We start from the raw sequence: 24,666 nt of genomic DNA, 5'->3' as shown, positions 1-24,666 counted from the left end.
TTTTTATTGCCACTGGATCAGGGCGGCGGCATAGTCCGTTACAAACAGCGATCGTCCGAGCAAAAGCGCCATGCAATCCACTGAACTGCCCAGCCTCATGCACGTGCGCGCCTTCGTCCGGGTGGCCGATCACGGCAGCGTTTCCAAGGCCTCTGTGGCGCTGTATCGGGCGCAGTCAGTGGTGACCCGGTCGATTGCCGAGCTGGAGACCCGCCTTGGCGTGCCGCTGTTCGAACGCCACGCCAACGGTATGCGTTTGACCGATTACGGCGAACGCCTGCTGCCCCGTGCACGACGCGTACTCGCCGAACTGGAAAGCGTGCCGCGACTGTTGGGCGGCGGGGACAAACGCGCGGTCGAGCCGCTTTACCTGTTCCAGGCCCGACGCCTGCAAGTGTTCATCAAGCTCTGTGAAACGCGGCATATGCAGACGGTCGCCAGTCTGCTCGGCCTGAGTCAGCCGGCGATCAGCTCGACCATCAAGGTCATGGAAAGCGGCTGCGGCCAGACGCTCTTCGAACGCACGCCACGGGGTTTGCAGCCGACCCCCGCCAGCCATGAAATCCTGTTCCCGATTCGCCGGGCTCTGAATGAGTTGCGCCATATCGAGACCGACCTCACCGCCCTGCGCGGTACCTTGCAAGGGGTGGTGCAGGTCGGCGCCCTGCCCCTTGGCCGCACGCGCATCCTGCCCGAGGCCATCGTGCGCCTGGTGGCCGAGCACCCGGCTATCCAGGTGATCACCAATGAAAGCCCGTTCGATCTGCTGGCAACGGAACTGCGCGCCGGCGATGTCGATTTCATTTTCGGCGCCTTGCGTTCAGAGGCTTACGCCAGCGACCTGACCGGCGAGGCGTTGCTCACGGAAGACATGGTGGTCCTGGCCCGGCGTGATCATCCGCTCTATTCGAAAACCGCCCTGCACGACGAACTCGGCAGCGCCCGCTGGGTGCTGCCCCGCGCCGGATCGCCGGCCAGGCAGATGCTCGAGGAGTGTTTCGCCCGCTTCGGTATTGCCCCGCCACGGCCGGTGGTGGAAAGCGCCGACATGGCGATCATCCGCGGGTTGCTGCTGCGCTCGGACATGCTCGCGGCGGTATCCGCGCATCAACTGGAACAGGAAATCGCCTCCGGCGAGCTGTGCATTCTGCCAGTGGAATTGAAACAGACCACCCGGGCGATCGGCCTGACTTATCGCCATGGATGCCTGCACACGCCAGTGGCTCAAGCCTTGATGGAGATGATTCGCCGGGTGATTCGCGAACAGGCGGCGATTTCCGTGTGACTGATACACCGCTTTGGTCGGAACGCCGCCCGGATCTTGCGCACGACGTGAATCAAACTGTGGGAGCGAGCCTGCTCGCGATGACGGCCGACCAATTAATAAATGTCGCCTGGCCCACCGCATTCGCGAGCAAGCTTGCTCCTACAAGGGATCTCCAGCGAGCCCGGATCTTGCGCACGACGACAATCAAACTGTGGGAGCGAGCCTGCTCGCGAAGACGGCCGACCAGTCTATAAATGTCGCCTGGCCCACCACTTTCGCGAGCAAGCTTGCTCCTACAAGGGATCTCCAGCGAGCCCGGATCTTGCGCACGACGCGAATCAAACTGTGGGAGCGAGCCTGCTCGCGAAGACGGCCGACCAGTCAATAAATGTCGCCTGGCCCACCGCTTTCGCGAGCAAGCTTGCTCCTACAAGGGATCTCCAGCGAACCCGGATCTTGCGCACGACGCGAATCAAACTGTGGGAGCGAGCCTGCTCGCGATGACGGCCGACCAATTAATAAATGTCGCCTGGCCCACCGCATTCGCGAGCAAGCTTGCTCCTACAAGGGATCTCCAGCGAACCCGGATCTTGCGCACGGCGCGAATCAAACTGTGGGAGCGCGCCTGCTCGCGAAGACGGCCGACCAGTCAATAAATGTCGCCTGGCCCACCACCTTCGCGAGCAAGCTTGCTCCTACAAGGGATCTCCAGCGAACCCGGATCTTGCGCACGACGACAATCAAACTGTGGGAGCGAGCCTGCTCGCGATGACGGCCGACCAGTCAATAAATGTCGCCTGATTTACCGCTTTCGCGAGCAAGCTTGCTCCTACAAGGGATCTCCAGCGAACCCGGATCTTGCGCACGGCGCCAATCAAACTGTGGCAGCGCGCCTGCTCGCGAAGACGGCCGACCAGTCAATAAATGTCGCCTGGCCCACCGCATTCGCGAGCAAGCTTGCTCCTACAAGGGGTCTCCAGCGAACCCGGATCTTGCGCACGGCGCCAATCAAACTGTGGGAGCGAGCCTGCTCGCGAAGACGGCCGACCAGTCAATAAATGTCGCCTGACTTACCGCTTTCGCGAGCAAGCTTGCTCCTACAAGGGGTCTCCAGCGAACCCGGATCTTGCGCACGACGACAATCAAACTGTGGGAGCGCGCCTGCTCGCGAAGACGGCCGACCAGTCTATAAATGTCGCCTGGCCCACCGCTTTCGCGAGCAAGCTTGCTCCTACATCAGCGCGGCGCTTTGCCCGCCACCGAGTACAGCACCTGCTGGTTACGGGTTTTCATGAACTCGTCCAGGCTCTGGCCGCGCATGGCGGCGTAGACCTGCAGGTTGGGAATACCGAGCACCGCCGCGAGTTTTTCCAGCACGAAGAAGATCGCCCCGTACTGGATCAATCCGCGCCAGTCACGGCGGCGCAACAGCTCGCGCTCCTCTTCGCTCAAGCCGCCGTCCTCGAACAGCGCCTCGGGTGCATCGAGAAAACGCTGGCGCCATTGCGGCTCGATCATGCGGTGCAGGAACTTGTTCAGGCGATAACTCTTGGCGCTGCGCTCCAGGGTGAACGGATAGGTGCCCTCGAGTTTTTCGATGCCGGCCAACTGGTGTTGCATGTGCTGCACATGGCGCGCGGTGACTTCGGCCGGCACTGGCCGATCCTGGTTTTCCAGCAACAGGGTGGCGATGCCGGTCATGGACGGCAGGTAGTAATCCTGATGCAGGTTTTTCACCGTGGCCGACAACGCGCCGCGCATGATCAGCCAGGTGATCACCTCCGAGCCTTCCATGCCGCCCAGGGTGGCGTACTCGGCGTGGGTCATTTCGGTCAGGCGCACCGGGTCGTTGACCAGCAGGTCGATGAACTGCTCGTCCCACTGCGGATTATTGAAACCACAACGCTCGCCATGCACCTGGTGGGACACGCCGCCGGTAGCGACAATCGCCACTTTCAAGTCTTCGGGATAGCTTTCGATCGCCCGGCGCAGCGCCTGCCCCAGCTTGTAGCAGCGCAACGCGCTGGGGATCGGGAACTGCAACACGCCGACCTGCAGCGGCACGATTTCCACCGGCCATTCAGGCTCGCAGGGCAACAACGCCGACATCGGCGAGAAGAAGCCATGATCCAGAGGTTTGTCGCGGAAAAAACTCATGTCGAATTCATCGGCCATCAGGCTCTGGCCAATGTGCCGCGACAGCGCCGCATGCCCACCGACCGCCGGCAACGAACGTGGATTGCCGCCCTCATCCGCGACCTCGTAACGCTCATCGACACCCAGGGAAAACGCGCCGTAATGGTCGAAGAAAAACGACGTCACGTGGTCGTTGAAGATGTAGAACAACACGTCCGGCCGCTGCTCCTTCAACCACACCTTGATCGGTTCGAAACCTTCGAAGATCGGCGCCCAGGCCGCCTCGTTCTGTTTGTCGTGATCGACTGCGAAGCCGATGGTGGGTGTGTGGGAGACGGCGAGACCACCGATGATGCGTGCCATGACAAGTTCCTGTGTTCGAAGAAAATTATTGCGCCAGTACAGTCTGGCTGACCCGGCGCCGGGCATGACCATTGGCCAGGATCGCCAGCGCGGCGATGAAGGCCGGCACGCTCAACAGGGTGAACAGCAGCGGCAAGCCCAAGCCAAGGCTGAGCACCGCACCACCGATGAGAGAACCAAAGATAGCGCCGAAACGACCGATGCCCAGCATCCAGCTCACACCCGTGGCGCGGAAATCGGTCGGGTAGTAACCGGGCGCGAAGGCGTTGAGACCGGTCTGCGCACCGCTCATGCAGAAGCCTGCCGCGACGACGCCGAACGCCAGCAGGCTCGACTCCAGGCTGAAAGCCCCCAGCAGCAGGATGAACGCGCCGCCCAAGGCATAGGAGGTCGCAATGACGGCGTTGGGATTGCGTCGGTCCATGGCCCAGCCGACCAGGATCGCGCCAACCGTGCCGCCGATCTGGAACAGGCCGGTGATGGTCGCTGCACGTTCGATGGACAGGCCGCCTTCGCGCAGTAGCGTCGGCATCCAGCCCATGGTCAGGTAGATCACCAGCAGGCCCATGAAGTAGGTCATCCACAGTGCCAGCGTGCCGAAGCGATAACCCTCGCTGAACAGCATGCGCACCGGCGCCTTGTGCTGGACCTGGGGTTCGCTGAGGGTGAATGTCGTGCTCGGCGAAAAACGCCCGCCCAACTTGTTCAACACCTTGGCGATCTGACTGGCCGGCGCATGATGCGCCGCGAGGAAACGCGGGGACTCGGGCAACAGCAGCCAGAGGAACGGCAGCAGTACCAGCGGCAGGATACCGCCAGCGAGCAACACCGATTGCCAGCCGTGCTGCGGGATCAGCCAGGCCGCGAGAAAACCGCCCAATCCCGAGCCCATGTTGAAACCGGTGAACATGAGGGTGATGAACAGCGAGCGATTACGCTGCGGCAAGTATTCGGAGAGCAGCGTGGTGGTATTGGGCATTGCGGCGCCCAGGGCGACGCCGGTCAGCAGCCGCAGGGCTGCCAGTTCGTAGGGGTTGCGCGCAAAGGCACAGGCCAGGCTCAGCACGCTGAACCCCGTCACCGCGATCAACAGCACTTTCTTGCGCCCCAGGCGATCGGCGTAAGGGCCGGCCGTCAATGCGCCAATGGCCAGGCCGACCATGCCGGCACTCATCACCGGGCCAAAGGCCGCCTTGGAAAGACCCCAGTCCTGGATCAGCGAAGGCGCGATGAAACCCATGACCGCGACGTCAAAGCCATCGAACAGCACGACGAAGAAACACAGGCTCATGATGAGCCATTGGTATCCGGCAACCGGTCGGTTGTCGATCCACGCTTTGATATCGACCGTTTCGTGACTCATGCTTTTCACCTTCTTGTTTTTGTAGGAGTTGCGTCAGGCTCGGTTATGACGGCTGGCCCGGCAGCCATCCACCCTTCGAACGTTGGGCGTGACTCTAAAGCCGCAGGTGCCTGCCCCGCCTCTGGGAAATCCTTAAGCAGGTATCGGTTTTTCTTATCGAGTTGTTTTCGAGGAGAGATTTTGCAGGTGAGTTTTTCCGCGCTCGTACCGGCGCCATCGTCGCAACGGCTGCGGCCCCAGGGCCCTGTGCTAGTCTCCTTCGTCTAACCTGCGCTGATGCGTTTGCATGAACCGCTTCCCCTGGATGATGGAGTTCGACATGAAAACCACCGCTTCCTGGCTGACGATTACCCTTGTAAGTCTTGTGCTTTGTGCCTGCGCCGCCGTCGATGCTGGAAGCGGTGGCGCCGGCGAGATGGAAATCCGCTCGGGGAAAATCGAGCAGATCACCATGACGCAGATGCAGACCAATCACGACAGCGGCGTCGGCGCCATTCTTGGCGGACTCGCCGGCGTGGGCATCGGCAGCCTGATCGGTTCGGGCACCGGGCGTGATGTGGCCATGGTCGCCGGTGCCCTCGCGGGTGCGGCGGGCGGCAACTACGCCGAAAAGAAAAAATACGATCAACCGCAACAGGCCCAGCAGATCATCGTGCGCACCAAAAGCGGCGTGCTGGTGTCGGTGACCCAGCCGGTCAATGCCGCGCTGAGCAAAGGCCAGAGTGTCTATATCGAAGGCGCCGGCAATGAAGCCAGGGTGGTGCCGCAAAGCTGATCATCCCCCGCCGTCGAGAACCGATCGCCAAACGTCAATACAAAGCCCCGGGCCTGAACAGCCCGGGGCTTTTTTATTGAACGGCAATTGAAGCTGGCCGTTCGTCGACCAGCCAGGATCGTACCCCTTGACGTCACTCGACTTCTGGAGGACTATTATTTCCATCGGATGCGATCTAAACGCACGCGATACTAAATCAAACCTGACTACACCCTTGAGGATTCACCCCATGAGCAAGATCGAAAAAGTCCTGGCCAGCGGCAAGACCCACACCACCCTGAGCAGCGCCGGCACCACCACGCGCGGCCACAACGGCAACCTCGACATCGAACTGTCGTCCCCCGGCAACAGCACTCCGGCGCACGTGTTCACCGGTGTGCAACCGCACCCGAAAGCCGAGCAACTGTTCGCCGGGGCGTGGTCGGCCTGCTACATCGCCGCGGTGGGTCTGGCCGCCCAACAGGCGAAAGTGACCCTGCCGGCCGATACGGCCGTGGACATCGAAGTCGATCTGGGCCAGACCGGCGCCGCCTATTTCCTCCAGGCCCGCCTGACCCTGCGGGTGCCGGGCTTGTCGCACGAAGTCGCGACCGAGCTGGCCCACAATGCCGATGCGATCTGCCCTTACTCCAAGGCCACCCGCGGCAACATTGACGTGACCATCAACGTGCAGACCGCGTAACCCATGGCACGGCCGGTTCCCTGGGGGGACCGGCCAGGCGCCCGCAGGTTAGAGCTCTTCCGACACCATCGCATACGATGTACAGTGCCAGTCTTGCAGCCCGCCCAACTTGCAGCCCGCCCAAAGAGAACCCCCATGAAAAACACCGACAAGACGTCCGCCCTGGATCTCAAGCTCTCCGACTTCCTGTGTTTTGCGGTCTATTCCACCAACCTCGCGTTCGGCAAGGCCTACAAGCCGATGCTCGAACGGCTCGGCCTGACTTACACCCAATACATCACCCTGGTTGTGCTGTGGGAACAGGACAATCAGACCGTCGGCAGCCTGGGAGAAAAGCTGTTCCTGGAATCCAACACCCTCACCCCGATTCTGAAAAAGCTCGAGGCGATGGGTTACCTGCTGCGTCAGCGCGACCCGGAAGATGAACGCCAGGTGCGCATCAGCCTGACCGACGCCGGTCGCCAACTGCGCGCGGAACTGACCGAAGACGGCTTTCCGCAAACCGGCCTGGATCCCGAGGATTTCGTACAGATGCAGCAGGCGATCGTGGCGTTGCGCAACAACCTTATCCGCACCACCAAAACCCTGTAGGAGCGAGCTTGCTCCGGGCGGCGTTCCGACGATGGTGGTCAACGATAACGCGTGTTGTCTGAATGCCCGCGTTATCGTTAACGACCATCGCTAGCAAGCTAGCTCCTACATAGCCCAACCAAGTCAATGATTGCGGTAGCCCCCTCCACGAAGTTAGTATTGAGAACGATTCACACTAACATCTGGAAAAACCACCGGTGCAACCTCCCTCCACCAGCAAGCTGAGCTACTTTTTCAGCGATCATCACCGTTGGCTGCTGCAGCATATCCAGCGACGGCTGCGCAATCATGCGGACGCCGAGGACACTGCCGCCGATACGTTTTGCCAGATGCTGATGGCCCGGGTCGATCCCGACAGCATCGAACAGCCCCGCGCCTATCTCTCGACCATCGCCCGACGGCTCATTTTCGATCGATATCGTCGGCGCAAGCTGGAATTGGCCTATCTCGAACGCCTGTCCACCTTGCCCGAGATGCTCGCACCGTCCCCGGAAGAACAGCTGCAGCTGATCGAAGCCCTGGTCGCCATCGACCGGGCGCTGGATGGCCTGCCGACGGTGGTCAAGGCCACCTTCCTCTACAGCCAGCTGGACGGCATGAGTTATGTCGCGATCGCCCACAAGCTGGGACTGTCGGAGCGCACGGTCAGCCGCTACATGAAACAGGCGTTGCGCCAGTGCTACCTGAGCGAGATGGCGGCATGAAAACAGAGCGCCTGGACCCTGTCAGCGAGCAGGCCATCGACTGGATGGTGCGCCTGCGCGCCGGTACCCCCACGCCCGCCTTGCAGGAACGTTTCGATACCTGGCTGGCCAAGGACCCTGCACACGCCCAGGCCTGGGCCAGGTTGCAGGAGCGCCTGGGCGGCTCCTTCAACACCCTGCGCGCCCTGGATCGACGCTTGCCGGGGCACACTGAGCACGCTCGCCAGGTGCTCCTGCAACCGCAGGCATCGCGGCGTGATGCGCTGCGGGTGATCGCAGGTCTTGGCCTGCTGGGTGGCGGTTTGTGGCTGGGGGCGCGCAGCCCGCTGGGCGATAGCCTGTTCGCCGACCTGTCCACCGGACGCGGGCAGCGCCAGGATTTCAACCTGGTCGACGGCAGCCGCTTGAGCCTCAACGCCGACAGCGCGGTGGACCTGCAATTCGACGGCAAGCAAAGGCTGGTCATCCTGCGCCACGGCGAACTGGTAATTCAGGTTGCGCCCGATCCGCGCCGCCCGCTGCGTGTGCGCACCGCCCAAGGTGAGGTGCGCGCGTTGGGTACGCGTTTCCTGGTCGCTCAGGCGCAGGACGCCAGCCGTGTTGTGGTGCTGGAGCATTCAGTCCAGGCCAGTCTCTTCGATGGCACTCGACGTGACCTGCAGGAGGGCGAGTCCGCCCTGCTCTACCCGCGGCGCATCGAACCGGTTCCTGGCGATCAGCGACATCGCGCCGACTGGCTCGGCGGGCGCTTGAATGTGCTGGACGAGCCCCTGGAAAACGTCGTGGATGCGCTGCGCCCCTACAGTCGCGGATTTGTCCGCCTGGCCCCTGAGGTTCGCGACTTGCGGGTCCAGGGCGTGTTCCCGCTCGACGACCCCGCGCGTGCCTTCGCGGCGCTGGCGGAAACCCTGCCGATCCGGGTCGATCACTACAGTCCGTGGCTGGCGTTGATCCGCGCAAAACCGGCCAGAGAATAATTTTTTTTGCAAATCACTCTTATTCGTGTCCGGTTTTCAATTCTCATCCCACCTATCTCCTGACACTTACACCTTCAGGAGAATGCTGTGTTCAACCCGTGGTCCCACTCGCTGTCCGTCGCCGTTGCCCTGGCCACCCTGGCAGGCCCAGCCCTGGCGCAAGGACAAACCCTGCCCTTCAATCTGCCCGCCGGCCCGCTCGCAAGCACCCTCAATGCCATTGCCAGCCAGAGCGGACAGATCATTTCCCTGGCGCCGGCGCTGGTGCAGGGCAAGCAAGCACCGGCGGTGAAGGGCCAGATGTCAGCTGAAGATGCAATGCAGCGGGCGTTGGCGGGCAGCGGCCTGCAACTGCGGGTGACCGCCCAGGGCAACTTCAGCGTCGAGCCTGCCCCCACTGACACCGGCACTGCCGCGCTGCAATTGGGTGCGACCAACATCATCGAAAACAGCGCCGACGCCACCACCGAAGGCTCGGGTTCCTACGCCGCGCGGGCGGTGACCATCGGCAAGGGCACCCACACCCTCAAGGAAATCCCGCAGTCGGTCACCGTGATGACTCGCAAACAGATGGACGACCAGGACCTCACCGACCTCAAGGACGCTGCGAACAAGACCACCGGTCTGGTCGGCGTCCAGGGCGTGGGCAAGGGCATGATCCTGACCTCCCGCGGTTTCCAGATCGATGACTGGCAATACGACGGCGTGCCGATCCCACGCAACACCTACGCCTTGGGCAACTGGGCCACCCAGGACCTGATCTTCTTCGATCGCATGGAAGTGCTGCGCGGCGCCTCCGGCCTGCTGCAGGGCACCGGCAGCCCCGGCGGCGCGATCAACCTGGTGCGCAAGCGCGGCCAGTACGCGCCGACCGTGACCGTCACCGGCAAGGCCGGCACCTGGGATCACTACGGCCTGCAACTGGACGCCGGTGGGCCACTGAACCAGGCCGGAACCCTACGCGGACGTTTCGTCGCCGATGAAGACCAGAGCGATTCGTTCATCGACTATGAATGGAGCAAGACCCACTCGCTGTACGGCTCTTTGGACTTCGACCTGCGCGAGGACACCACCCTGGGCCTGGCGGTCAGCTACTCCGATGCCGAGTCACGCCCGATGATCCGCGGCCTGCCGCGTTATTCCGACGGCAGCCCCCTCGATGTGTCGCGTTCCACCTACACAGGCGCGCGCTGGAACCATTCGGACATCGATGTCACCACCGTCTACACCGACCTTGCGCACCACTTCAACGACGACTGGGCGTTCAAGGTCGGCGCCGTGCGCATGACGGAAAACAACAAGGCGAAAAACCAGCGGCTGCAAAGCAGCGGCGATGGCCTGGAAGCCGACGGCAGCGGCGTGCAATACGCTGACTTCGTGACCGATTTCGACGCCACCAAGCTCGGCCTGGACATGAACCTCATCGGCCACTTCGACGCCTTGTCCATGCAGCACGAAGTCATGATCGGCGGTAACTACTCCAAATACACATCGGACGACAAGTTCGCCCGAACCTTCAACGACAGCACCGACACCATCTTCGGCATCGACCACGACCGCCCGGAAATCAGCTACGACGGGATACTCAATACCGCCGGCGGCCGGGCAACGCCGAGCAAATACGACATTCGGCAAAAAGGCCTGTACGGCAGCTGGCGGGTCAAGCCGATCGAACCCTTGACCCTGGTGCTCGGCTCGCGGGTCAGTTGGTACGACTACAGCTACAAGTCATGGAGCCAGGTCGCGTTCAGCGACGTGGTCAACGCCGACCCGCAAAGCACCGCCAACGAATCCGGAGAGGTCACGCCCTACGCCGGCATCATCTATGACCTGAACCGTGAATGGGCGGTGTACGCCAGCTACACCGACGTGTTCGAACCCCAGGCCCTGCGCGACGCCAGCGGCAAGATGCTCAAGCCGGTGATCGGCAGCAACTACGAAGTCGGCCTCAAGGGCGAGCTCATGGACGGCCGGGTCAACACCTCCCTGGCGCTGTTCCGTTATGACCAGGAGAACCGTGCGCTCAACGACCTGGCGTCGGGTTTCGCCTGCGACGGCTGGTACTGCTCGATCGCCGCGGGGAAAGTACGCAGCCAGGGGCTCGACGCGGAAATCAGCGGCGAAGTCCTCACTGGCCTGCAGCTGTTTGCCGGTTACACCTACAACACCACCAAGTACCTCGATGACCCGGACAACGAAGGCAAGGTCTTCAGCACCTGGACGCCCAAGCACATGCTGCGGGTGTGGAGCGATTACCAGTTCAGCGGCGACTGGAACCGTGTCAGCACTGGCCTGGGCTTCACCACCCAAAGCCATACCCTGGGCTACGAACACACCTTCGACGTGCCGGGTTATACCGTTTGGAGTGCCCGCGCCGGCTACCAGCTCACAAAGGAGATCGGCCTGGCGCTGAACGCCAACAACCTGTTCGACAAGCACTACTACACCGCGGGATACAGCCAGCTCAGTGGCAACAACAATTTCGGCGAGCCACGCAACCTGATGTTCAGCGTGAAATACACCCCAACGTTCTGACCCCCCCTGTAGGAGCCGGCTTGCCGGCTCCTACACGTTTACCGCGGTTTACCTGTCCGATTTGTGTCCGGGCGAATCCGGCTGCCCCTAATCCTCGGGGTATGGCCACTGCACCGCATGCGTCGCGAGATAAGCGCTGACGGCTGCATTCAATGTCGGAAAAAACGCCGCTTCGCCAAACCGCTCGAACAACCCGAAGCGCTTGAGCTTGTCCTTGACCGGATCCTTCATCTCGGCCAGGCGCAACTCGATGCCCGCCGCCTTCAGGGTGTCGTCCAGCTCGGCCAGCATGTCGGCGCTGGTCACGTCGACGCTGGTGACCGGTTCCGCCGCCAGCACCAGCCAGCGCACCGGCGTTGGCGATGCGGCCACGGCGTCCAGCACCCGCTCGTGGAACAGTTCGGCGTTGGCAAAAAACAGCGAGGCATCCCAGCGAAAGATGACCAGGCCGGGAATCAGCCGCGCGTCGGGGTAGCGCTTGATGTCGTGGAAGCCCCTGACCCCTCGCGCGCGCCCCAGCACCGCAGAGTATGGGCGCCAGCCATCCCAGAGGAACTCGATCACCGCAATCAGGATGGCCAGGCCGATGCCCTCGATCGCCCCCAGCACGGCCACGCCAACCGTGCAGACGATCGACAGCCAGAACTCCCAGCGCTGGATGCGATAAATGCGCCGCAGATCGGTGATCTCGATCAGGCCGATGGCGGAGGCGATCACCACGGCCGCCAGGGCGCTGTTGGGCAGGTCTTGCAACAGATTCGGCGCCACCAGCAGTAGCAAGGCCACCGCCAGCGCGCCGACGACGCCGGTCAACTGGGTCCTGGCGCCAGCGGCTTCGGCCACGGGCGTACGCGAGGAACTGCTGCTGATCGCAAACCCCTGGAACAATCCGGCGGCCAGGTTGGCAATGCCCAGCCCGACCATTTCCTGGTTGGGGTCGACGTAGGTGCGGGTGCGCGCCGCGTACACACGCGAGAGCACGCTGGTGTCGGCAAAGGACACCAGCGCCACGGCGCCACCGCCGATCAGGACCGGCACGATGTCGGCGCTGGTGATCCAGGGAATGGCGAACGACGGCAGGCCCTGGGGCAGCGGGCCAAGGACCTTCACGCCCGCGCGCGCAGCCAGGTCCAGCACATCCACGGCGATCGTCGCACCGGCCACCGCGATCAGGATGCCAGGTATGCGCTTGTGGCCCTTGAGCAGCAGGATCACCACCAGGGTGGCGGCGCCGACCATGAACGCGGTCCAGTTGGTTTTGCCCTGGACCAGCGCAGTCGCGATGGCCCACAGGTTTCGCAGCGGCCCCTCGGTATCGATGGAAAAGCCAAAGAACTTGGGCAACTGGCTGATCAGCACCGTCAGCGCGATCCCGTTCATGTAGCCGTAGCGAATCGGTTTGGACAACAACTCGGTGATAAAGCCCAGGCGCGCGATGCCCGCAAGGATGCACACGGCTCCCGAGACGATGGCCATCATGCCCGCCAGGGCGACTGCGCGCTGCGGATCGCCGCCCGACAGGGGCAGTACCACGGCGAGGATCACGGCTGCCAGCGAAGAATCCGGCCCCAGCACCAGGATTCGGCTGGGGCCGAACAGCGCATAGGCAATCAACGGCACGATGGTGGCGTACAGGCCATAGATGCCCGGTACGCCCGATGCCACCGCATAGGCAATGCCCACCGGCACCAGCATCGTGGTCAGCACCAGCCCGGCCATCAGGTCGTGGCGCAACCACGCTAGCTGGTAGCCGCGCAGCGTACGCAGCCCGGGGAACCAGCGGCCCCAGCCAGCCAGGTCGCCACTGTCGCGGCGCACGATGCGGCCCGGTTCCGCCGCGGACGGTGAAGCGTCTGGCTGGCTCATGGGACAATGGCCCCCGGGTGTGCAGCGTCGATGCGCATGAGCGGAGCCATCAGTATTTCTCGGGGATCCGCTTGAGCGGATAATCCGGTTCGCGATAGCCGCCCGGCTTCTGCCGCTTGGGCAACACTACCTTGTCGCGCGCCACTTCTTTATAGGGAATGCGGCTGAGCAGATCGCTGATGATGTTCAGGCGCGCGCGCCGTTTGTCGTTGGAGTTGGCCACGAGCCAGGGGGCATGCTCGCTATCGCTTGCCTCGAACATGGCGTCGCGCGCTCGCGAGTAGTCAAACCAGCGGCTGTAGGACTTGAGGTCCATGGGGGTCAGCTTCCAGATCTTGCGGCCGTCCTTGATGCGCGCCTCGAGGCGACGGGTCTGCTCCTCGGGGCTGACTTCCAGCCAGTACTTGAGCAGGATGACCCCCGAATCGACAATCGCGCGCTCCACGTGGGGCACCGATTTGAGGAAGATGTCCACCTGCTCCTGGGAGCAGAAGCCCATCACCCGCTCGACGCCCGCGCGGTTGTACCAACTGCGATCGAAGATCACCACTTCGCCAGCCGCGGGCAAGTGCGGCAGGTAGCGCTGCACGTACATCTGGCTCTTCTCTCGATCGGTGGGCGCAGGCAGTGCCACCACTCGAAACACCCGCGGACTCACGCGTTCGGTGAGCGCCTTGATCGTGCCACCCTTGCCCGCGCCGTCGCGCCCCTCGAACACGATGCAGATCTTGATGCCCTCGGCTTTCACCCATTCCTGCAACTTGACCAGTTCGACATGCAACAGGCGCAACTGCTCAAGGTAGTCCTTGTTCTTCAGCTTCTCGCCTTGCGCGGAACGCACCTTGGGTGCGCCCTTCTTGTCCTTTGCCATGACCAGGACCCCACTTTTGCTCAGTAATTGACCTTTGACTTCCCCGACCAACGGCATGAGTCTAGATCATGGTTCAAGGTAGCGAACAACACGCCTGCTACTTAATCTGCCATCTGTGGGATGCCTCGCGAACCAGTCATCCCGTCGCTGGAAACGAGGAGTTGAACAATGGCCCTGACACTCTATTACCACCCGCTTTCGTCGTTCTGCCACAAGGTCCTGATCGCGCTCTACGAGCACGGGATCGATTGCCAGCGGCGGATCATCGATCTTTCCAGCGAGGCAGACCGGGCGGAACTCTCGGCGTTATGGCCCCTGTGCAAGTTCCCGGTCATCCGCGATGACGCGAACCCGCAAGGATTGGCGGAATCGAGTGTGATCATCGAATACCTGGACCGGGCTTATTGCGCCCAGCACTGCCTGCTCCCCGGCGATTGCGATATTGCGCTGCAAGTGCGCCTGTGGGACCGATTTTTCGACCAGTACGTACAGGGGCCGTTGCAACGGATAGTCGCCGACCGCCTGCACGGGGCGAACGGCGACCTGTCCGGGGAACGGGCCATGTTCACCACGGCCTACGGCATGCTCGAGCGCCAGCTGGCCTCGCGGACCTGGGTGGCCAGCCCGGAGTTCAGCCTGGCCGATTGTGCGGCCGCACCGGCGCTGTTCTATGCCAGCACGCTGGTGCCCTTGCCCGATGACCACCCGCACTTGAACGGGTATTTCGACAGGTTGACGCAACGGCCATCGGTCCAGCGCGTCATCGATGAAGCGAAACCCTGGTTTGCCTTCTATCCGTTTGCCGAGGCCATCCCCCAACGGTTTCGCTAGCGGCCACGCCCTTTCAAAAAATTCCCCCCATTGTCGGGGGTACTTTCGCCCGGACGGTTGCGAGTGTGGCGTTCCCGGCCTATGGTCCAGACACAACAATTTCACGACTGGCGCGATGATTCGCCGCCGTCTTTTTGTCCATCCATGGTGCTAGCGCAACGAGGTGACGACATGCCCAACGACTCCCGCCCTGCCGTACTCGAACTGATCGGTAACACGCCACTGGTACGCGTCAGCCGGTTCGATACCGGACCGTGCACGCTGTTTCTCAAGCTCGAATCACAAAACCCCGGCGGTTCGATCAAGGACCGCATCGGCCTGGCGATGATCGACGCCGCCGAGCGCGATGGCCGCCTGCGACCCGGTGGCACCATCGTCGAAGCCACGGCCGGCAACACCGGCCTGGGCCTGGCGCTGGTGGGCCGCGCCAAGGGTTATCGGGTGGTGCTGGTGGTGCCGGACAAGATGTCCACCGAGAAAGTCCTGCACCTCAAGGCCATGGGTGCCGAGGTGCACATCACCCGTTCCGATGTCGGCAAGGGCCATCCGGAGTACTACCAGGACGTCGCCGCGCGGCTGGCCAGTGAAATCCCCGACGCCTTCTTCGCCGACCAGTTCAACAACCCGGCCAACCCGCTGGCCCACGAATGCAGCACCGCGCCGGAGATCTGGGCGCAGACCCAGCATGATCTGGACGCCATCGTCGTCGGTGTCGGTTCGGCCGGCACCCTCACCGGCCTGACCCGCTTCTTCAAGCGGGTGCAGCCGGACCTGGAAATGGTCCTGGCCGACCCGGTCGGTTCGGTGATGGCCGAATACAGCCGCAGTGGCACCCTCCCCACCCCCGGCTCCTGGGCGGTGGAAGGTATCGGCGAAGACTTCATTCCGTCGATATCCGACCTGTCCAGCGTGCGCCACGCCTACTCGATCAGCGATGAGGAAAGCTTCGATCATGCCCGCCAGTTGCTGAAGGCCGAGGGCATTCTGGGCGGGTCGTCGACCGGCACCCTGCTGGCGGCGGCATTGCGTTATTGCCGCGAGCAGACCGAGCCGAAACGGGTGGTCAGCTTCGTCTGCGACACCGGCACCCGCTACCTGTCGAAGGTCTACAACGACCAGTGGATGAACGATCAGGGACTGTTGCAACGCAAGCAGTACGGCGACCTGCGCGACCTGGTCGCGCGGCGCTTCGAGGATGGCCGGGTGATCAGCGTCGGCCCCGACGACACCCTGCTCACCGCGTTCCAGCGCATGCGCCTGGCGGATGTGTCGCAACTGCCGGTCCTGGTCAACGGCAAACAACTGGTCGGCGTGATCGACGAGTCCGACATCCTGCTGGGCGTGCATGAAGACGTCACGCACTTTCGCAAGACCGTCTCCAGCGCCATGACCGACAAACTGCAAACCCTGTCCCCCGGCGCCTCACTGGCGGAACTGGAAGCGGAACTGGGTCGCGGACTGGTGGCGATCATCCAGGATGCCTCGGGTTTCCACGGCCTGATTACCCGAACCGACATGCTCAATCACCTGCGGAGATCCCTGCCATGAGCCAGCACGATGAACACGCCCCGCCACGGGGCTTCGCCACCCGGGTGATCCATGCCGGGCAAACGCCGGACCCTTCGACCGGCGCACTGATGCCGCCGATCTACGCCAACTCCACCTACCTGCAACAGAGCCCCGGGGTGCACAAGGGCCTGGACTATGGGCGCTCGCACAACCCGACGCGCTGGGCGCTGGAACGCTGCGTGGCCGACCTCGAAGGCGGCACCCGGGGCTTTGCCTTCGCCTCGGGCCTGGCGACCATCTCCACGGTCCTGGAACTGCTCGACGCCGGCTCGCACATCGTCTCCGGCAACGACCTGTACGGCGGCACGTTCCGCCTGTTCGACAAGGTGCGCCAGCGCAGCGCCGGGCATCGCTTCAGCTTCGTCGACCTGACGGACCTGGCGGCGTTCGAGGCGTCCCTGCAAGACGACACGCGCATGGTCATGGTCGAGACCCCGAGCAATCCGCTGCTGCGCCTCACTGACCTCGCCGCCATCGCCCGCACCTGCCGCGACCGGGGCATCATCTGCGTGGCCGACAACACCTTTGCCAGCCCATGGATCCAACGTCCACTGGAACTGGGCTTCGACATCGTGCTGCATTCCACCACCAAGTACCTCAACGGCCACTCCGACGTGATCGGCGGCATCGCCGTGGTCGGGCAGAACGCCGAACTGGCCGAGCGCCTGGGTTTCCTGCAGAACGCGGTGGGCGCCATCGCCGGGCCGTTCGACGCCTTCCTCACCCTGCGCGGGGTCAAGACCCTGGCGCTGCGCATGGAGCGTCATTGCAGCAACGCATTGGAACTGGCGCAATGGCTGGAACGCCAGCCGCAAGTCGCCCACGTCTACTACCCGGGCCTGCCCTCGCACCCGCAGCATGAACTGGCGCGCCAGCAGATGCGCGGCTTTGGCGGGATGATCTCCGTCGACCTGAACACCGACCTGGCCGGTTCCCGGCGCTTCCTGGAAAACGTGCAGATCTTCGCCCTGGCCGAAAGCCTGGGCGGGGTGGAAAGCCTGATCGAACACCCGGCGATCATGACCCACGCCACCATCCCCGTGGAAACCCGCGCGCAGCTGGGCATCGGTGATGCGCTGGTGCGGCTGTCGGTGGGGGTGGAGGACGTGGAAGACCTGCGCGCAGACCTGGCGCAAGCCCTCATCCGGATTTAGGGGCAGGTACGCCCTATTGCTCGATTGCCAGCGAAGGCTGGTCGATGTTGGATGTGCCGATCCAAAACCTGTAGGAGCTGGCTTGCCAGCGAAGGCGGCCTGTCAGACACTACGATGCTGAATGTGCCGACGTCTTCGCCGGCAAGCCTGGCTCCTACAACATTAACGCACACCAGGTTCGGCCTTTTTTTCCGGATAACACAACCATGTCCAACCTCGACACCTCCCTGCAAGACTCCGCCGCGCCCGACGGCGTGTGCTACGGCTGCGGCAGCAACAATCCCCACGGGTTGCACATCAAGAGCTATTGGCATGATGACGGCGTGCATGTCATCGCCGAGCACGTGCCCGAAGCCAAATACTGCGGCTGGCCGGACCTGGTCTACGGCGGGCTGATCGCCATGTTGGTCGATTGCCATTCCAACTGGGCGGTCATGGCCTATCACTACCGCGCGGAAAACCGTGAAGTCGCAAGCCTGCCGCGGATCAATTGCGTCACCGGCAACCTCGGCATCAAGTTCATCAAGCCGACGCCCATGGGCATCCCGCTCACCCTGCGGGCGCGGGTGGAAGGTGAAGTCGGGCGCAAGACGCGGGTCATCTGCGAAGTCTACGCCGGGGACGTGCTGACCGCGGTGGGTGACTCCATTTTCGTCCGGGTCGATACCGCGCAACTGGCAGACACCGCGCACGGACGGTAGCGGGTCAATCCTCTTCCATCAGCGCCGTGATACGCCCGGATCGGTACGCGGCCAATAGCGCGGCATAGTCCTTGGCGTTCTGATCGGCATAGGCCACGGCAAATTTGCCGATGGCCTGGTCGAAGCTGTCCGATTTGCCCAGGTAACCGCTGATGAGCGCAGCATCCCCGGAATTGGCGTGGGCACGGGCAAGCGTCTGGGCGCACCAATGGGAGTAGCGCTTCAGGCGCGCCGCCGTGATGCCTTCGATGGGTGCCGACATTTTCATGTCACGCAGCTGGCGTACGAAGAAGTCCCGACCGTTCCGACCACGGGTCCAACCCAGGAAGATGTCGCTGGAAGACTGCATCAGTCGCTGCCCGGTGACCACGCGCTGCCCCTGGTTCTCGAATTCGCTCTTGCCGGCGTAAGGCGCCAATACCGAGGGGCAGGCTTCCTTGAATTGCAGGAGCAACGGCTGGTTTTCCGCGCTGAAGAAAAGGCCGACGAAACAATAGGTACCCACGCTGCCGATCCCGACCGCCTTGACCGCAATGTCTTCGAGGCGATAACGATCGAACAGCACGCGCCGTTCATGGGGCAGCGACAGCCGATAATCCTGCAGCGCCTCGCGTGCTCGCTGGAGGAAATCCGGTTCATCCACGTGAAATAGGATCGGCGGCTGGTCGATCAGCCGCCGGCGCCCCGCCACCTCGCTGCTGATTTTCGGATAGAGGTAATCACCGACTCGTGCCTTGGCCCGTGCCACCACTTGTTCGCGAAGCTTCCTGATCTCGGCCGTGGGCGCCTTGTCGATGATCGTCTGGGCATCGAGACGCTCATACCAGACCTGCAACGGGCTCAACTTCGACAGCTTGCGCAAGCGCTCGCGGTAGACCCGTACGCACTCCATGGCGATGTCCCTGGCCACTTTATCGCTGATCCGGTTATCCCGGGCCGCCACGACAAAACTGATCGCCAGGCGTTTCACATCCCACTCCCAAGGCGCGGGAAGCGTTTCGTCAAAATCATTGATGTCAAAAATCAGGTTGCGCTCGGGGGTGGCAAACAGGCCGAAGTTCAACAGGTGGCAATCGCCACAGGCTTGCACTTCGATTCCCGTGGTGGGGGTCATGGCCAGGTCATGCGCCATCAAGCCCGCCGAACCGCGCAAGAAAGTGAACGGACTGCGCAACATGCGCCCGTAGCGCACCGGTACCAGGCTGGGAAGCCGATAGCGGTTGGACTTTTCCAGAAGCTCGATCGGGTCGCGATGTTTGCGCGGTGGTTTCCATTCGGCGTGGAGCGCGTGGGGCACGCTCTGGCTCAATCGTTCACCGGCGCCCAGGCGTTCCTTGCGCGAGCGAAAGACCGGCTCTTGCACGGCCGCGGTGGATTTACCGTCTTTGGCGGGCTTGCTCTTGCGGGTGCTCTTGCGGGGAGCCATGTTCACTCCTTGGCCAAGGCTTGAGGAAGCCCGACGTCATTGAGTCTAGATCCGCTTTGCGACCCGTGCCCGATTGCAACGCCGCAAAATCGACAGCCTTCGGCCCTCGATAAATGGGCTATACCCACTAATCTCCCCCTGTTGTCCTGCACAGGAGTTTTGCAATGAAGCCCAGACATTCACTGGCGGCGCTGATGGTCTGCGCCAGCCTGTTCGGCTGCGCCACCTCCTCCAACCAGAGCGTCTCGGTCACCCTGGTCGCCACCCGGCAGAACACCGGCCAGATCGGCAATGTGGCGTTGTCCGCCTGGGACCAGCAAACCGGACTCAGTTTCTTCATCAGTGGTGCGCCAAGCGGTGCCTCCCTGCCCCTGCGCCTCTACAGCTTCATCAACAAAGGCAGCTGCGAGCAACCCGGCCCCGTCGCGTATGCCATGAATGACAGGGTCAACACCGAGCGCCAACCGATTCGCGGCTGGACGTTCTCAAGAAGCGTGCCCGTGGCCTTGCCTGTCCTGCTGTCCGGTGACTATCACGTCGTCGTGCGCACCGCAGCGACGGATGGAAACGTCGATATTTTCTGTGGAGACATCAGGCAAGCAGATTCGGCAAAGTAGGCGCCATTCACCTCATACCGGCGAAATCGTTGCCAATACGCCGATCAGAATGGTCAACACCAGGAAACCACCGAGGAAAAACGCCATCTTGCCCATAAAGCCTCCTACCGTTTGAGAATGCGGTGCACCGCGGCTACAGCTGCGGAACCTGCCGTCATTGTGGGGCTTGGGCTGAATGCATAACAGGGTCAGAAAGCGCTGGAAAATACGGATCAGATGGAACGAATGAAACGGATGAAACGGATGAAACGGATGAACTGTAGGAGCGAGCTTGCTCGCGATGGTCGTCAACGATAACGCTATCAACCTGATACCCCGCGGCGTACTCAGGTTTTTCGCGAGCAAGCTCGCTCCTACAGGAGAACAGGTGGACAGGGGGCAAGCGGATACAAAAAAGCCCACCGGCCATTCCTGGCACAGTGGGCTTGCTGATCAGGCGCTCAGTTACAGCGCCATGTCTGCCGCAGCATTCTCTTTCGGTGCCTTGGCCTTCTCAGCCTCGACAGCTGGAGCAACGGCCTGGCCAATCGCCGGTGGCGGAGTCAGTTCCAGCACCTTGGCGGTGTAGGCCCATTCCTCGGCAACCTTTTGCGGGCTGGCGTTCAGCTGGGTGCCATAGCTCGGCACGATCTGGTGCAGCTTTTCCTGCCAGGCCGGGGTCGCGACCTTGTCCTTGAAGACTTTCTGCAGCACGGTGAGCATGATCGGTGCGGCAGTCGAAGCACCCGGGGACGCGCCCAGCAGGCCGGCGATGCTGCCGTCTTGCGAAGCAACGATCTCGGTGCCCAGCTTCAGCACGCCACCGGCGGCTTCGTCACGCTTGATGATCTGCACGCGCTGGCCGGCTTGCCACAAGCGCCAGTCTTCGGCCTTGGCGTTCGGGAAGTATTCCTTCAGGGCGTTGAGGCGGTCTTCGTCAGACAGCATAAGCTGACCGGCAAGGTACTCCACCAGCGGGTATTCCTTGATGCCGACCTTGGTCATCGGCCACACGTTGTGCGTGGTGGTGGTGGTCAGCAGGTCCAGGTACGAACCTTCTTTCAGGAACTTGGTGCTGAAGGTCGCGAATGGGCCAAACAGGATCACGCGCTTGCCATCCAGCACGCGGGTGTCCAGGTGCGGAACCGACATCGGCGGAGCGCCAACCGACGCTTTACCGTAGGCCTTGGCCAGGTGTTGCTCGGCGATGGCCGGGTTTTCGGTCACCAGGAACGAGCCGCCTACCGGGAAGCCTGCGTATTCACGGGCTTCAGGAATGCCCGACTTCTGCAGCAGGTGCAGGGCACCGCCGCCGGCGCCGATGAACACGAACCTGGCGTCGGTTTCGGACTTGCTACCGTCTTTCAGGTTCTTGTAGCTGACACGCCAGCTGCCGTCTGCGTTCTTGCTGATGTCCTGCACTTCGCTGGACAGCTTCAAGTCGAACTTCGGCGTGGTTTGCAGGTGCGCGACGAACTGGCGGGTGATTTCGCCAAAGTTCACATCGGTGCCGATCGGGCTCCAGGTGGCCGCGACTTTCTGGTTCGGGTCACGCCCTTCCATCATCAGCGGGACCCACTTCTTGATCACGGACGGGTCTTCGGAGTACTGCATGCCGGCGAACAGCGGGCTTGCTTGCAGGGCTTCGTAGCGCTTTTTCAGGAACTTGATGTTGTCATCGCCCCACACGAAGCTCATGTGCGGCGTGGAGTTGATGAACGAGCGCGGGTTCTTCAGCACGCCTTGCTGGACCTGCCAGGCCCAGAACTGACGGGAGATCTGGAACGCTTCGTTGATTTCAACGGCCTTCGGAATCGACACGTTGCCCTTGTCGTCTTCCGGGGTGTAGTTCAGCTCGGCCAGTGCCGAGTGACCGGTACCGGCGTTGTTCCAGCCGTTGGAGCTTTCCAGAGCGACGCCGTCCAGACGCTCGATCATTTCCATCGAAGTGCCGGGTTCCAACTCGTTGAGCCAGACACCCAGGGTCGCACTCATGATGCCGCCGCCGATCAGCAGCACGTCGACTTTCTTGGCTTCTTCGGCCTGGGCTGTCGTCATCCCCAACGACAAGGCCAGCCCCAGCAGGGCCGTGTTCACTTTCTTAAACATCTGTAGCACCTATGATAAAACGCCATCCGCCCCTCCATCTGCAATCGCGAGCCGCTTGTTCACGGCATTCAGGCAAGTCTGCCGCGGGTTCTCGCACAGGACGTCTGGAGGGTGGGCACACAAGGCCGACTGACTGCATCGACCCCAGTTATATGTCCCTCCTGAACTGACTTCTTATCTTTTTTGGCTTCAGCTACTTGAGCGACAGTGATTCTGCTCGCCCGTCTCAAGGACAGGAAAACTGAATGGATCAAACCAAGTTGCTGCCAAGAATATCACGACAAGGCCAGCCCGCGCGGGTTGGTTGCTGTGGATGGGTGTCTATACTCAGTGGTCATCAGTCAAGCATGTGGGGAAGAGCCATGAGCGATAAAGACGATCTGCGCAAATATTCCTCCCAGGTCATCGACGGCGTCGAGGCCGCGCCCGCCCGTGCCATGCTGCGCGCCGTGGGCTTTACCGACGAAGATTTCAAGAAACCGCAAATCGGCATCGCCTCCACCTGGGCCATGGTCACGCCCTGCAACATGCACATCGACAAACTCGCGATCGAAGCGGAAAAAGGCGCGAACGCCGCCGGTGCCAAGGGCGTGATCTTCAACACCATCACCATTTCCGACGGCATCGCCAACGGCACCGAAGGCATGAAGTATTCACTGGTGTCCCGCGAGGTGATTGCCGACTCCATCGAAGTGGTGGTCGGTTGCGAAGGTTTTGACGGACTGGTGACCGTGGGCGGTTGCGACAAGAACATGCCGGGGTGCCTGATCGGCATGGCGCGGCTCAATCGTCCTTCGATCTTCGTCTATGGCGGCACCATTCGCCCCGGCGCCGGCCACACCGACATCATTTCCGTGTTCGAAGCCGTGGGCCAGCACGCGCGCGGCGACATCAGCGAGATCCAGGTCAAGCAGATCGAGGAAGTGGCGATTCCCGGCCCCGGTTCCTGTGGCGGCATGTACACCGCCAACACCATGGCCTCGGCCATCGAGGCGTTGGGCATGAGCCTGCCCGGTTCCAGTTCCCAGGACGCGGTGGGCAGCGACAAGGCCTCGGACAGTTTCCGCGCCGGCCAGCAGGTCATGGAGCTGCTCAAGCTTGACCTCAAGCCCCGGGACATCATGACCCGCAAGGCCTTCGAAAACGCGATCCGCGTGGTGATCGCCCTCGCCGGCTCGACCAACGCCGTGCTGCACCTGTTGGCCATGGCCAATGCCGTGGACGTCGAGTTGACCCTCGACGACTTCGTCGAGCTGGGCAAGATCTCTCCGGTGGTCGCGGACCTGCGCCCCAGTGGCAAATACATGATGAGCGAGCTGGTGGCCATCGGCGGCATCCAGCCCTTGATGAAGCGCATGCTGGCGGCCGGCATGCTGCACGGTGACGTGCTGACCGTGACCGGCAAGACCCTCGCCGAAAACCTCGAAAACGTGGCCGACTACCCCGCAGGGCAAGATGTGATCCTGCCCTTCGACCAGCCGATCAAGAAGGACTCGCACCTGGTGATCCTGCGCGGCAACCTCTCGCCCACCGGCGCCGTGGCCAAGATCACCGGCAAGGAAGGCCTGCGCTTCGAAGGCACGGCCAGGGTGTACCACGGCGAGGAAGGCGCGCTGGCCGGCATCCTCAACGGCGAAGTGCAGGCGGGCGATGTGATCGTGATCCGCTACGAAGGGCCCAAGGGCGGACCAGGCATGCGCGAAATGCTCTCGCCGACCTCGGCGGTGATGGGCAAGGGCCTGGGCAAGGAAGTGGCGCTGATCACCGATGGCCGCTTTTCCGGCGGCTCCCATGGTTTTGTGGTCGGGCATATCACGCCGGAGGCGTTTGAAGGCGGGCCAATCGCGCTGGTCGAAGATGGCGACCGGATCACCATCGATGCTGAAACACGGCAGATCACGGTTGATGTGTCCGACGCGGAACTGGCCGAGCGCAAGGGCCGTTGGGTAAGGCCCGAATCGAAGTACAAGCGCGGAGTGTTGGCCAAGTATGCGAAGACGGTGTCCAGTGCTTCGGAGGGAGCGGTGACCGACAAGTACCTTTAAATTCCGTGGCAATCAACACGACCCGTAGGAGCCGGCTTGCTGGCGAATCCAGGCGATGCGGTGTGTCAGGTAAGCCGCCTCGCTGGCAAGCCAGCTCCTACAGGA

20 protein-coding genes are annotated in these 24,666 nt (G+C 62.5%); 13 read left to right on the top strand and 7 right to left on the bottom strand.

Annotated features, from left to right (window positions below; translation table 11 throughout):
• The first annotated feature begins 70 nt into the window (after positions 1 to 70).
• Positions 71 to 1,285 carry a LysR family transcriptional regulator gene (locus ACYP2Q_RS27555; RefSeq protein WP_459733363.1) on the top strand — a complete coding sequence of 405 codons (1,215 nt, stop codon included), beginning with the start codon at positions 71 to 73 and terminating at the stop codon, positions 1,283 to 1,285.
• Between the two features lie 1,218 nt (positions 1,286 to 2,503).
• Here the strand turns inward: ACYP2Q_RS27555 and ACYP2Q_RS27550 are convergent.
• Together ACYP2Q_RS27550 and ACYP2Q_RS27545 are read right to left on the bottom strand one after the other, a co-directional pair.
• Positions 2,504 to 3,766, bottom strand: coding sequence for a gallate dioxygenase (locus ACYP2Q_RS27550; protein WP_459733362.1), 1,263 nt, complete (start codon positions 3,764 to 3,766; stop codon positions 2,504 to 2,506).
• Between the two features lie 25 nt (positions 3,767 to 3,791).
• On the bottom strand, positions 3,792 to 5,129 hold the full coding sequence (locus tag ACYP2Q_RS27545) for an MFS transporter (protein ID WP_459733361.1): 1,338 nt from the start codon (positions 5,127 to 5,129) through the stop codon (positions 3,792 to 3,794).
• A 319-nt stretch (positions 5,130 to 5,448) separates the two neighbouring features.
• Between ACYP2Q_RS27545 and ACYP2Q_RS27540 the strand changes: the two genes are divergently transcribed.
• The 6 genes from ACYP2Q_RS27540 (at position 5,449) to ACYP2Q_RS27515 (ending at position 11,393) form a co-directional block, all read left to right on the top strand.
• On the top strand, positions 5,449 to 5,904 hold the full coding sequence (locus ACYP2Q_RS27540; RefSeq protein ID WP_459733397.1) for an outer membrane lipoprotein: 456 nt from the start codon (positions 5,449 to 5,451) through the stop codon (positions 5,902 to 5,904).
• Positions 5,905 to 6,133: 229 nt separating this feature from the next.
• Positions 6,134 to 6,586: an Ohr family peroxiredoxin gene (locus tag ACYP2Q_RS27535; protein ID WP_459733360.1), complete on the top strand. Its 453-nt coding sequence runs from the start codon at positions 6,134 to 6,136 to the stop codon at positions 6,584 to 6,586.
• A 135-nt stretch (positions 6,587 to 6,721) separates the two neighbouring features.
• On the top strand, positions 6,722 to 7,177 hold the full coding sequence (locus ACYP2Q_RS27530) for a MarR family winged helix-turn-helix transcriptional regulator (RefSeq protein ID WP_459733359.1): 456 nt from the start codon (positions 6,722 to 6,724) through the stop codon (positions 7,175 to 7,177).
• A 197-nt stretch (positions 7,178 to 7,374) separates the two neighbouring features.
• On the top strand, positions 7,375 to 7,881 hold the full coding sequence (locus ACYP2Q_RS27525) for a sigma-70 family RNA polymerase sigma factor (protein ID WP_459733358.1): 507 nt from the start codon (positions 7,375 to 7,377) through the stop codon (positions 7,879 to 7,881).
• Entirely contained in the window at positions 7,878 to 8,858 is a 981-nt protein-coding gene (locus ACYP2Q_RS27520) for a FecR domain-containing protein (protein ID WP_459733357.1), read from the top strand. Before ACYP2Q_RS27525 ends, ACYP2Q_RS27520 begins: the two co-directional genes overlap by 4 nt.
• 87 nt (positions 8,859 to 8,945) lie before the next feature.
• Positions 8,946 to 11,393, top strand: coding sequence for a TonB-dependent siderophore receptor (locus ACYP2Q_RS27515; protein ID WP_459733356.1), 2,448 nt, complete (start codon positions 8,946 to 8,948; stop codon positions 11,391 to 11,393).
• Positions 11,394 to 11,480: 87 nt separating this feature from the next.
• On the opposite strand, the gene ACYP2Q_RS27510 is transcribed toward ACYP2Q_RS27515, so the two are convergent.
• Both ACYP2Q_RS27510 and ppk2 read right to left on the bottom strand, forming a co-directional pair.
• Positions 11,481 to 13,259, bottom strand: a complete 1,779-nt coding sequence (locus ACYP2Q_RS27510) for a SulP family inorganic anion transporter (protein ID WP_459733355.1) — start codon at positions 13,257 to 13,259, stop codon at positions 11,481 to 11,483.
• Positions 13,260 to 13,308: 49 nt separating this feature from the next.
• Complete coding sequence (gene ppk2, locus ACYP2Q_RS27505; RefSeq protein WP_459733354.1) at positions 13,309 to 14,130, bottom strand: polyphosphate kinase 2; 822 nt, start codon at positions 14,128 to 14,130, stop codon at positions 13,309 to 13,311.
• 168 nt (positions 14,131 to 14,298) lie between these two features.
• Between ppk2 and ACYP2Q_RS27500 the strand changes: the two genes are divergently transcribed.
• The 4 genes from ACYP2Q_RS27500 to ACYP2Q_RS27485 all read left to right on the top strand — a co-directional run bounded on the left by ACYP2Q_RS27500 (position 14,299) and on the right by ACYP2Q_RS27485 (position 18,385).
• Positions 14,299 to 14,961, top strand: coding sequence for a glutathione S-transferase family protein (locus ACYP2Q_RS27500; RefSeq protein WP_459733353.1), 663 nt, complete (start codon positions 14,299 to 14,301; stop codon positions 14,959 to 14,961).
• Positions 14,962 to 15,132: 171 nt separating this feature from the next.
• A complete protein-coding gene (locus ACYP2Q_RS27495; RefSeq protein ID WP_459733352.1) occupies positions 15,133 to 16,509 on the top strand; it encodes a pyridoxal-phosphate dependent enzyme in 1,377 nt (458 codons plus the stop codon).
• Entirely contained in the window at positions 16,506 to 17,684 is a 1,179-nt protein-coding gene (locus tag ACYP2Q_RS27490; RefSeq protein WP_459733351.1) for a trans-sulfuration enzyme family protein, read from the top strand. The genes ACYP2Q_RS27495 and ACYP2Q_RS27490 overlap by 4 nt, the downstream gene beginning before the upstream one ends.
• A 206-nt stretch (positions 17,685 to 17,890) precedes the next feature.
• Complete coding sequence (locus ACYP2Q_RS27485) at positions 17,891 to 18,385, top strand: PaaI family thioesterase (protein ID WP_459733350.1); 495 nt, start codon at positions 17,891 to 17,893, stop codon at positions 18,383 to 18,385.
• A gap of 4 nt (positions 18,386 to 18,389) precedes the next feature.
• Here the strand turns inward: ACYP2Q_RS27485 and ACYP2Q_RS27480 are convergent, their stop codons facing one another.
• The gene (locus tag ACYP2Q_RS27480; protein WP_459733349.1) at positions 18,390 to 19,811 is read right to left on the bottom strand and encodes a DUF2252 domain-containing protein; all 1,422 of its coding nucleotides are present in this window, start codon (positions 19,809 to 19,811) and stop codon (positions 18,390 to 18,392) included.
• Positions 19,812 to 19,975: 164 nt separating this feature from the next.
• Here ACYP2Q_RS27480 and ACYP2Q_RS27475 point away from each other — a divergent pair, with 164 nt between their 5' ends.
• Positions 19,976 to 20,428, top strand: coding sequence for a hypothetical protein (locus ACYP2Q_RS27475; protein WP_459733348.1), 453 nt, complete (start codon positions 19,976 to 19,978; stop codon positions 20,426 to 20,428).
• Between the two features lie 12 nt (positions 20,429 to 20,440).
• Here the strand turns inward: ACYP2Q_RS27475 and ACYP2Q_RS27470 are convergent, their stop codons facing one another.
• Together ACYP2Q_RS27470 and mqo are read right to left on the bottom strand one after the other, a co-directional pair.
• Positions 20,441 to 20,773 (bottom strand): hypothetical protein, encoded by a 333-nt coding sequence (locus ACYP2Q_RS27470; RefSeq protein WP_459733347.1) that lies wholly within the window; start codon positions 20,771 to 20,773, stop codon positions 20,441 to 20,443.
• A gap of 99 nt (positions 20,774 to 20,872) precedes the next feature.
• Positions 20,873 to 22,516, bottom strand: coding sequence for a malate dehydrogenase (quinone) (gene mqo / locus ACYP2Q_RS27465; RefSeq protein WP_459733346.1), 1,644 nt, complete (start codon positions 22,514 to 22,516; stop codon positions 20,873 to 20,875).
• Between the two features lie 362 nt (positions 22,517 to 22,878).
• Between mqo and ilvD the strand changes: the two genes are divergently transcribed.
• A complete protein-coding gene (gene ilvD, locus ACYP2Q_RS27460; RefSeq protein ID WP_459733345.1) occupies positions 22,879 to 24,561 on the top strand; it encodes a dihydroxy-acid dehydratase in 1,683 nt (560 codons plus the stop codon).
• The last annotated feature ends 105 nt before the right edge of the window (positions 24,562 to 24,666 follow it).

Source organism: Pseudomonas sp. MHK4 (assembly GCF_054600775.1).
This window is presented reverse-complemented; position numbering and strand designations above follow the sequence as displayed.

What these genes read in the sequence shown, in the direction of transcription:
- ACYP2Q_RS27555 (WP_459733363.1), top strand. Translation starts at nt 71, where the DNA reads ATGCAATCCACTGAACTGCCCAGCCTCATGCACGTGCGCGCCTTCGTC.
- ACYP2Q_RS27550 (WP_459733362.1), bottom strand. Translation starts at nt 3,766, where the DNA reads ATGGCACGCATCATCGGTGGTCTCGCCGTCTCCCACACACCCACCATC.
- ACYP2Q_RS27545 (WP_459733361.1), bottom strand. Translation starts at nt 5,129, where the DNA reads ATGAGTCACGAAACGGTCGATATCAAAGCGTGGATCGACAACCGACCG.
- ACYP2Q_RS27540 (WP_459733397.1), top strand. Translation starts at nt 5,449, where the DNA reads ATGAAAACCACCGCTTCCTGGCTGACGATTACCCTTGTAAGTCTTGTG.
- ACYP2Q_RS27535 (WP_459733360.1), top strand. Translation starts at nt 6,134, where the DNA reads ATGAGCAAGATCGAAAAAGTCCTGGCCAGCGGCAAGACCCACACCACC.
- ACYP2Q_RS27530 (WP_459733359.1), top strand. Translation starts at nt 6,722, where the DNA reads ATGAAAAACACCGACAAGACGTCCGCCCTGGATCTCAAGCTCTCCGAC.
- ACYP2Q_RS27520 (WP_459733357.1), top strand. Translation starts at nt 7,878, where the DNA reads ATGAAAACAGAGCGCCTGGACCCTGTCAGCGAGCAGGCCATCGACTGG.
- ACYP2Q_RS27510 (WP_459733355.1), bottom strand. Translation starts at nt 13,259, where the DNA reads ATGAGCCAGCCAGACGCTTCACCGTCCGCGGCGGAACCGGGCCGCATC.
- ppk2 (WP_459733354.1), bottom strand. Translation starts at nt 14,130, where the DNA reads ATGGCAAAGGACAAGAAGGGCGCACCCAAGGTGCGTTCCGCGCAAGGC.
- ACYP2Q_RS27500 (WP_459733353.1), top strand. Translation starts at nt 14,299, where the DNA reads ATGGCCCTGACACTCTATTACCACCCGCTTTCGTCGTTCTGCCACAAG.
- ACYP2Q_RS27495 (WP_459733352.1), top strand. Translation starts at nt 15,133, where the DNA reads ATGCCCAACGACTCCCGCCCTGCCGTACTCGAACTGATCGGTAACACG.
- ACYP2Q_RS27490 (WP_459733351.1), top strand. Translation starts at nt 16,506, where the DNA reads ATGAGCCAGCACGATGAACACGCCCCGCCACGGGGCTTCGCCACCCGG.
- ACYP2Q_RS27485 (WP_459733350.1), top strand. Translation starts at nt 17,891, where the DNA reads ATGTCCAACCTCGACACCTCCCTGCAAGACTCCGCCGCGCCCGACGGC.
- ACYP2Q_RS27480 (WP_459733349.1), bottom strand. Translation starts at nt 19,811, where the DNA reads ATGGCTCCCCGCAAGAGCACCCGCAAGAGCAAGCCCGCCAAAGACGGT.
- ACYP2Q_RS27475 (WP_459733348.1), top strand. Translation starts at nt 19,976, where the DNA reads ATGAAGCCCAGACATTCACTGGCGGCGCTGATGGTCTGCGCCAGCCTG.
- mqo (WP_459733346.1), bottom strand. Translation starts at nt 22,516, where the DNA reads ATGTTTAAGAAAGTGAACACGGCCCTGCTGGGGCTGGCCTTGTCGTTG.
- ilvD (WP_459733345.1), top strand. Translation starts at nt 22,879, where the DNA reads ATGAGCGATAAAGACGATCTGCGCAAATATTCCTCCCAGGTCATCGAC.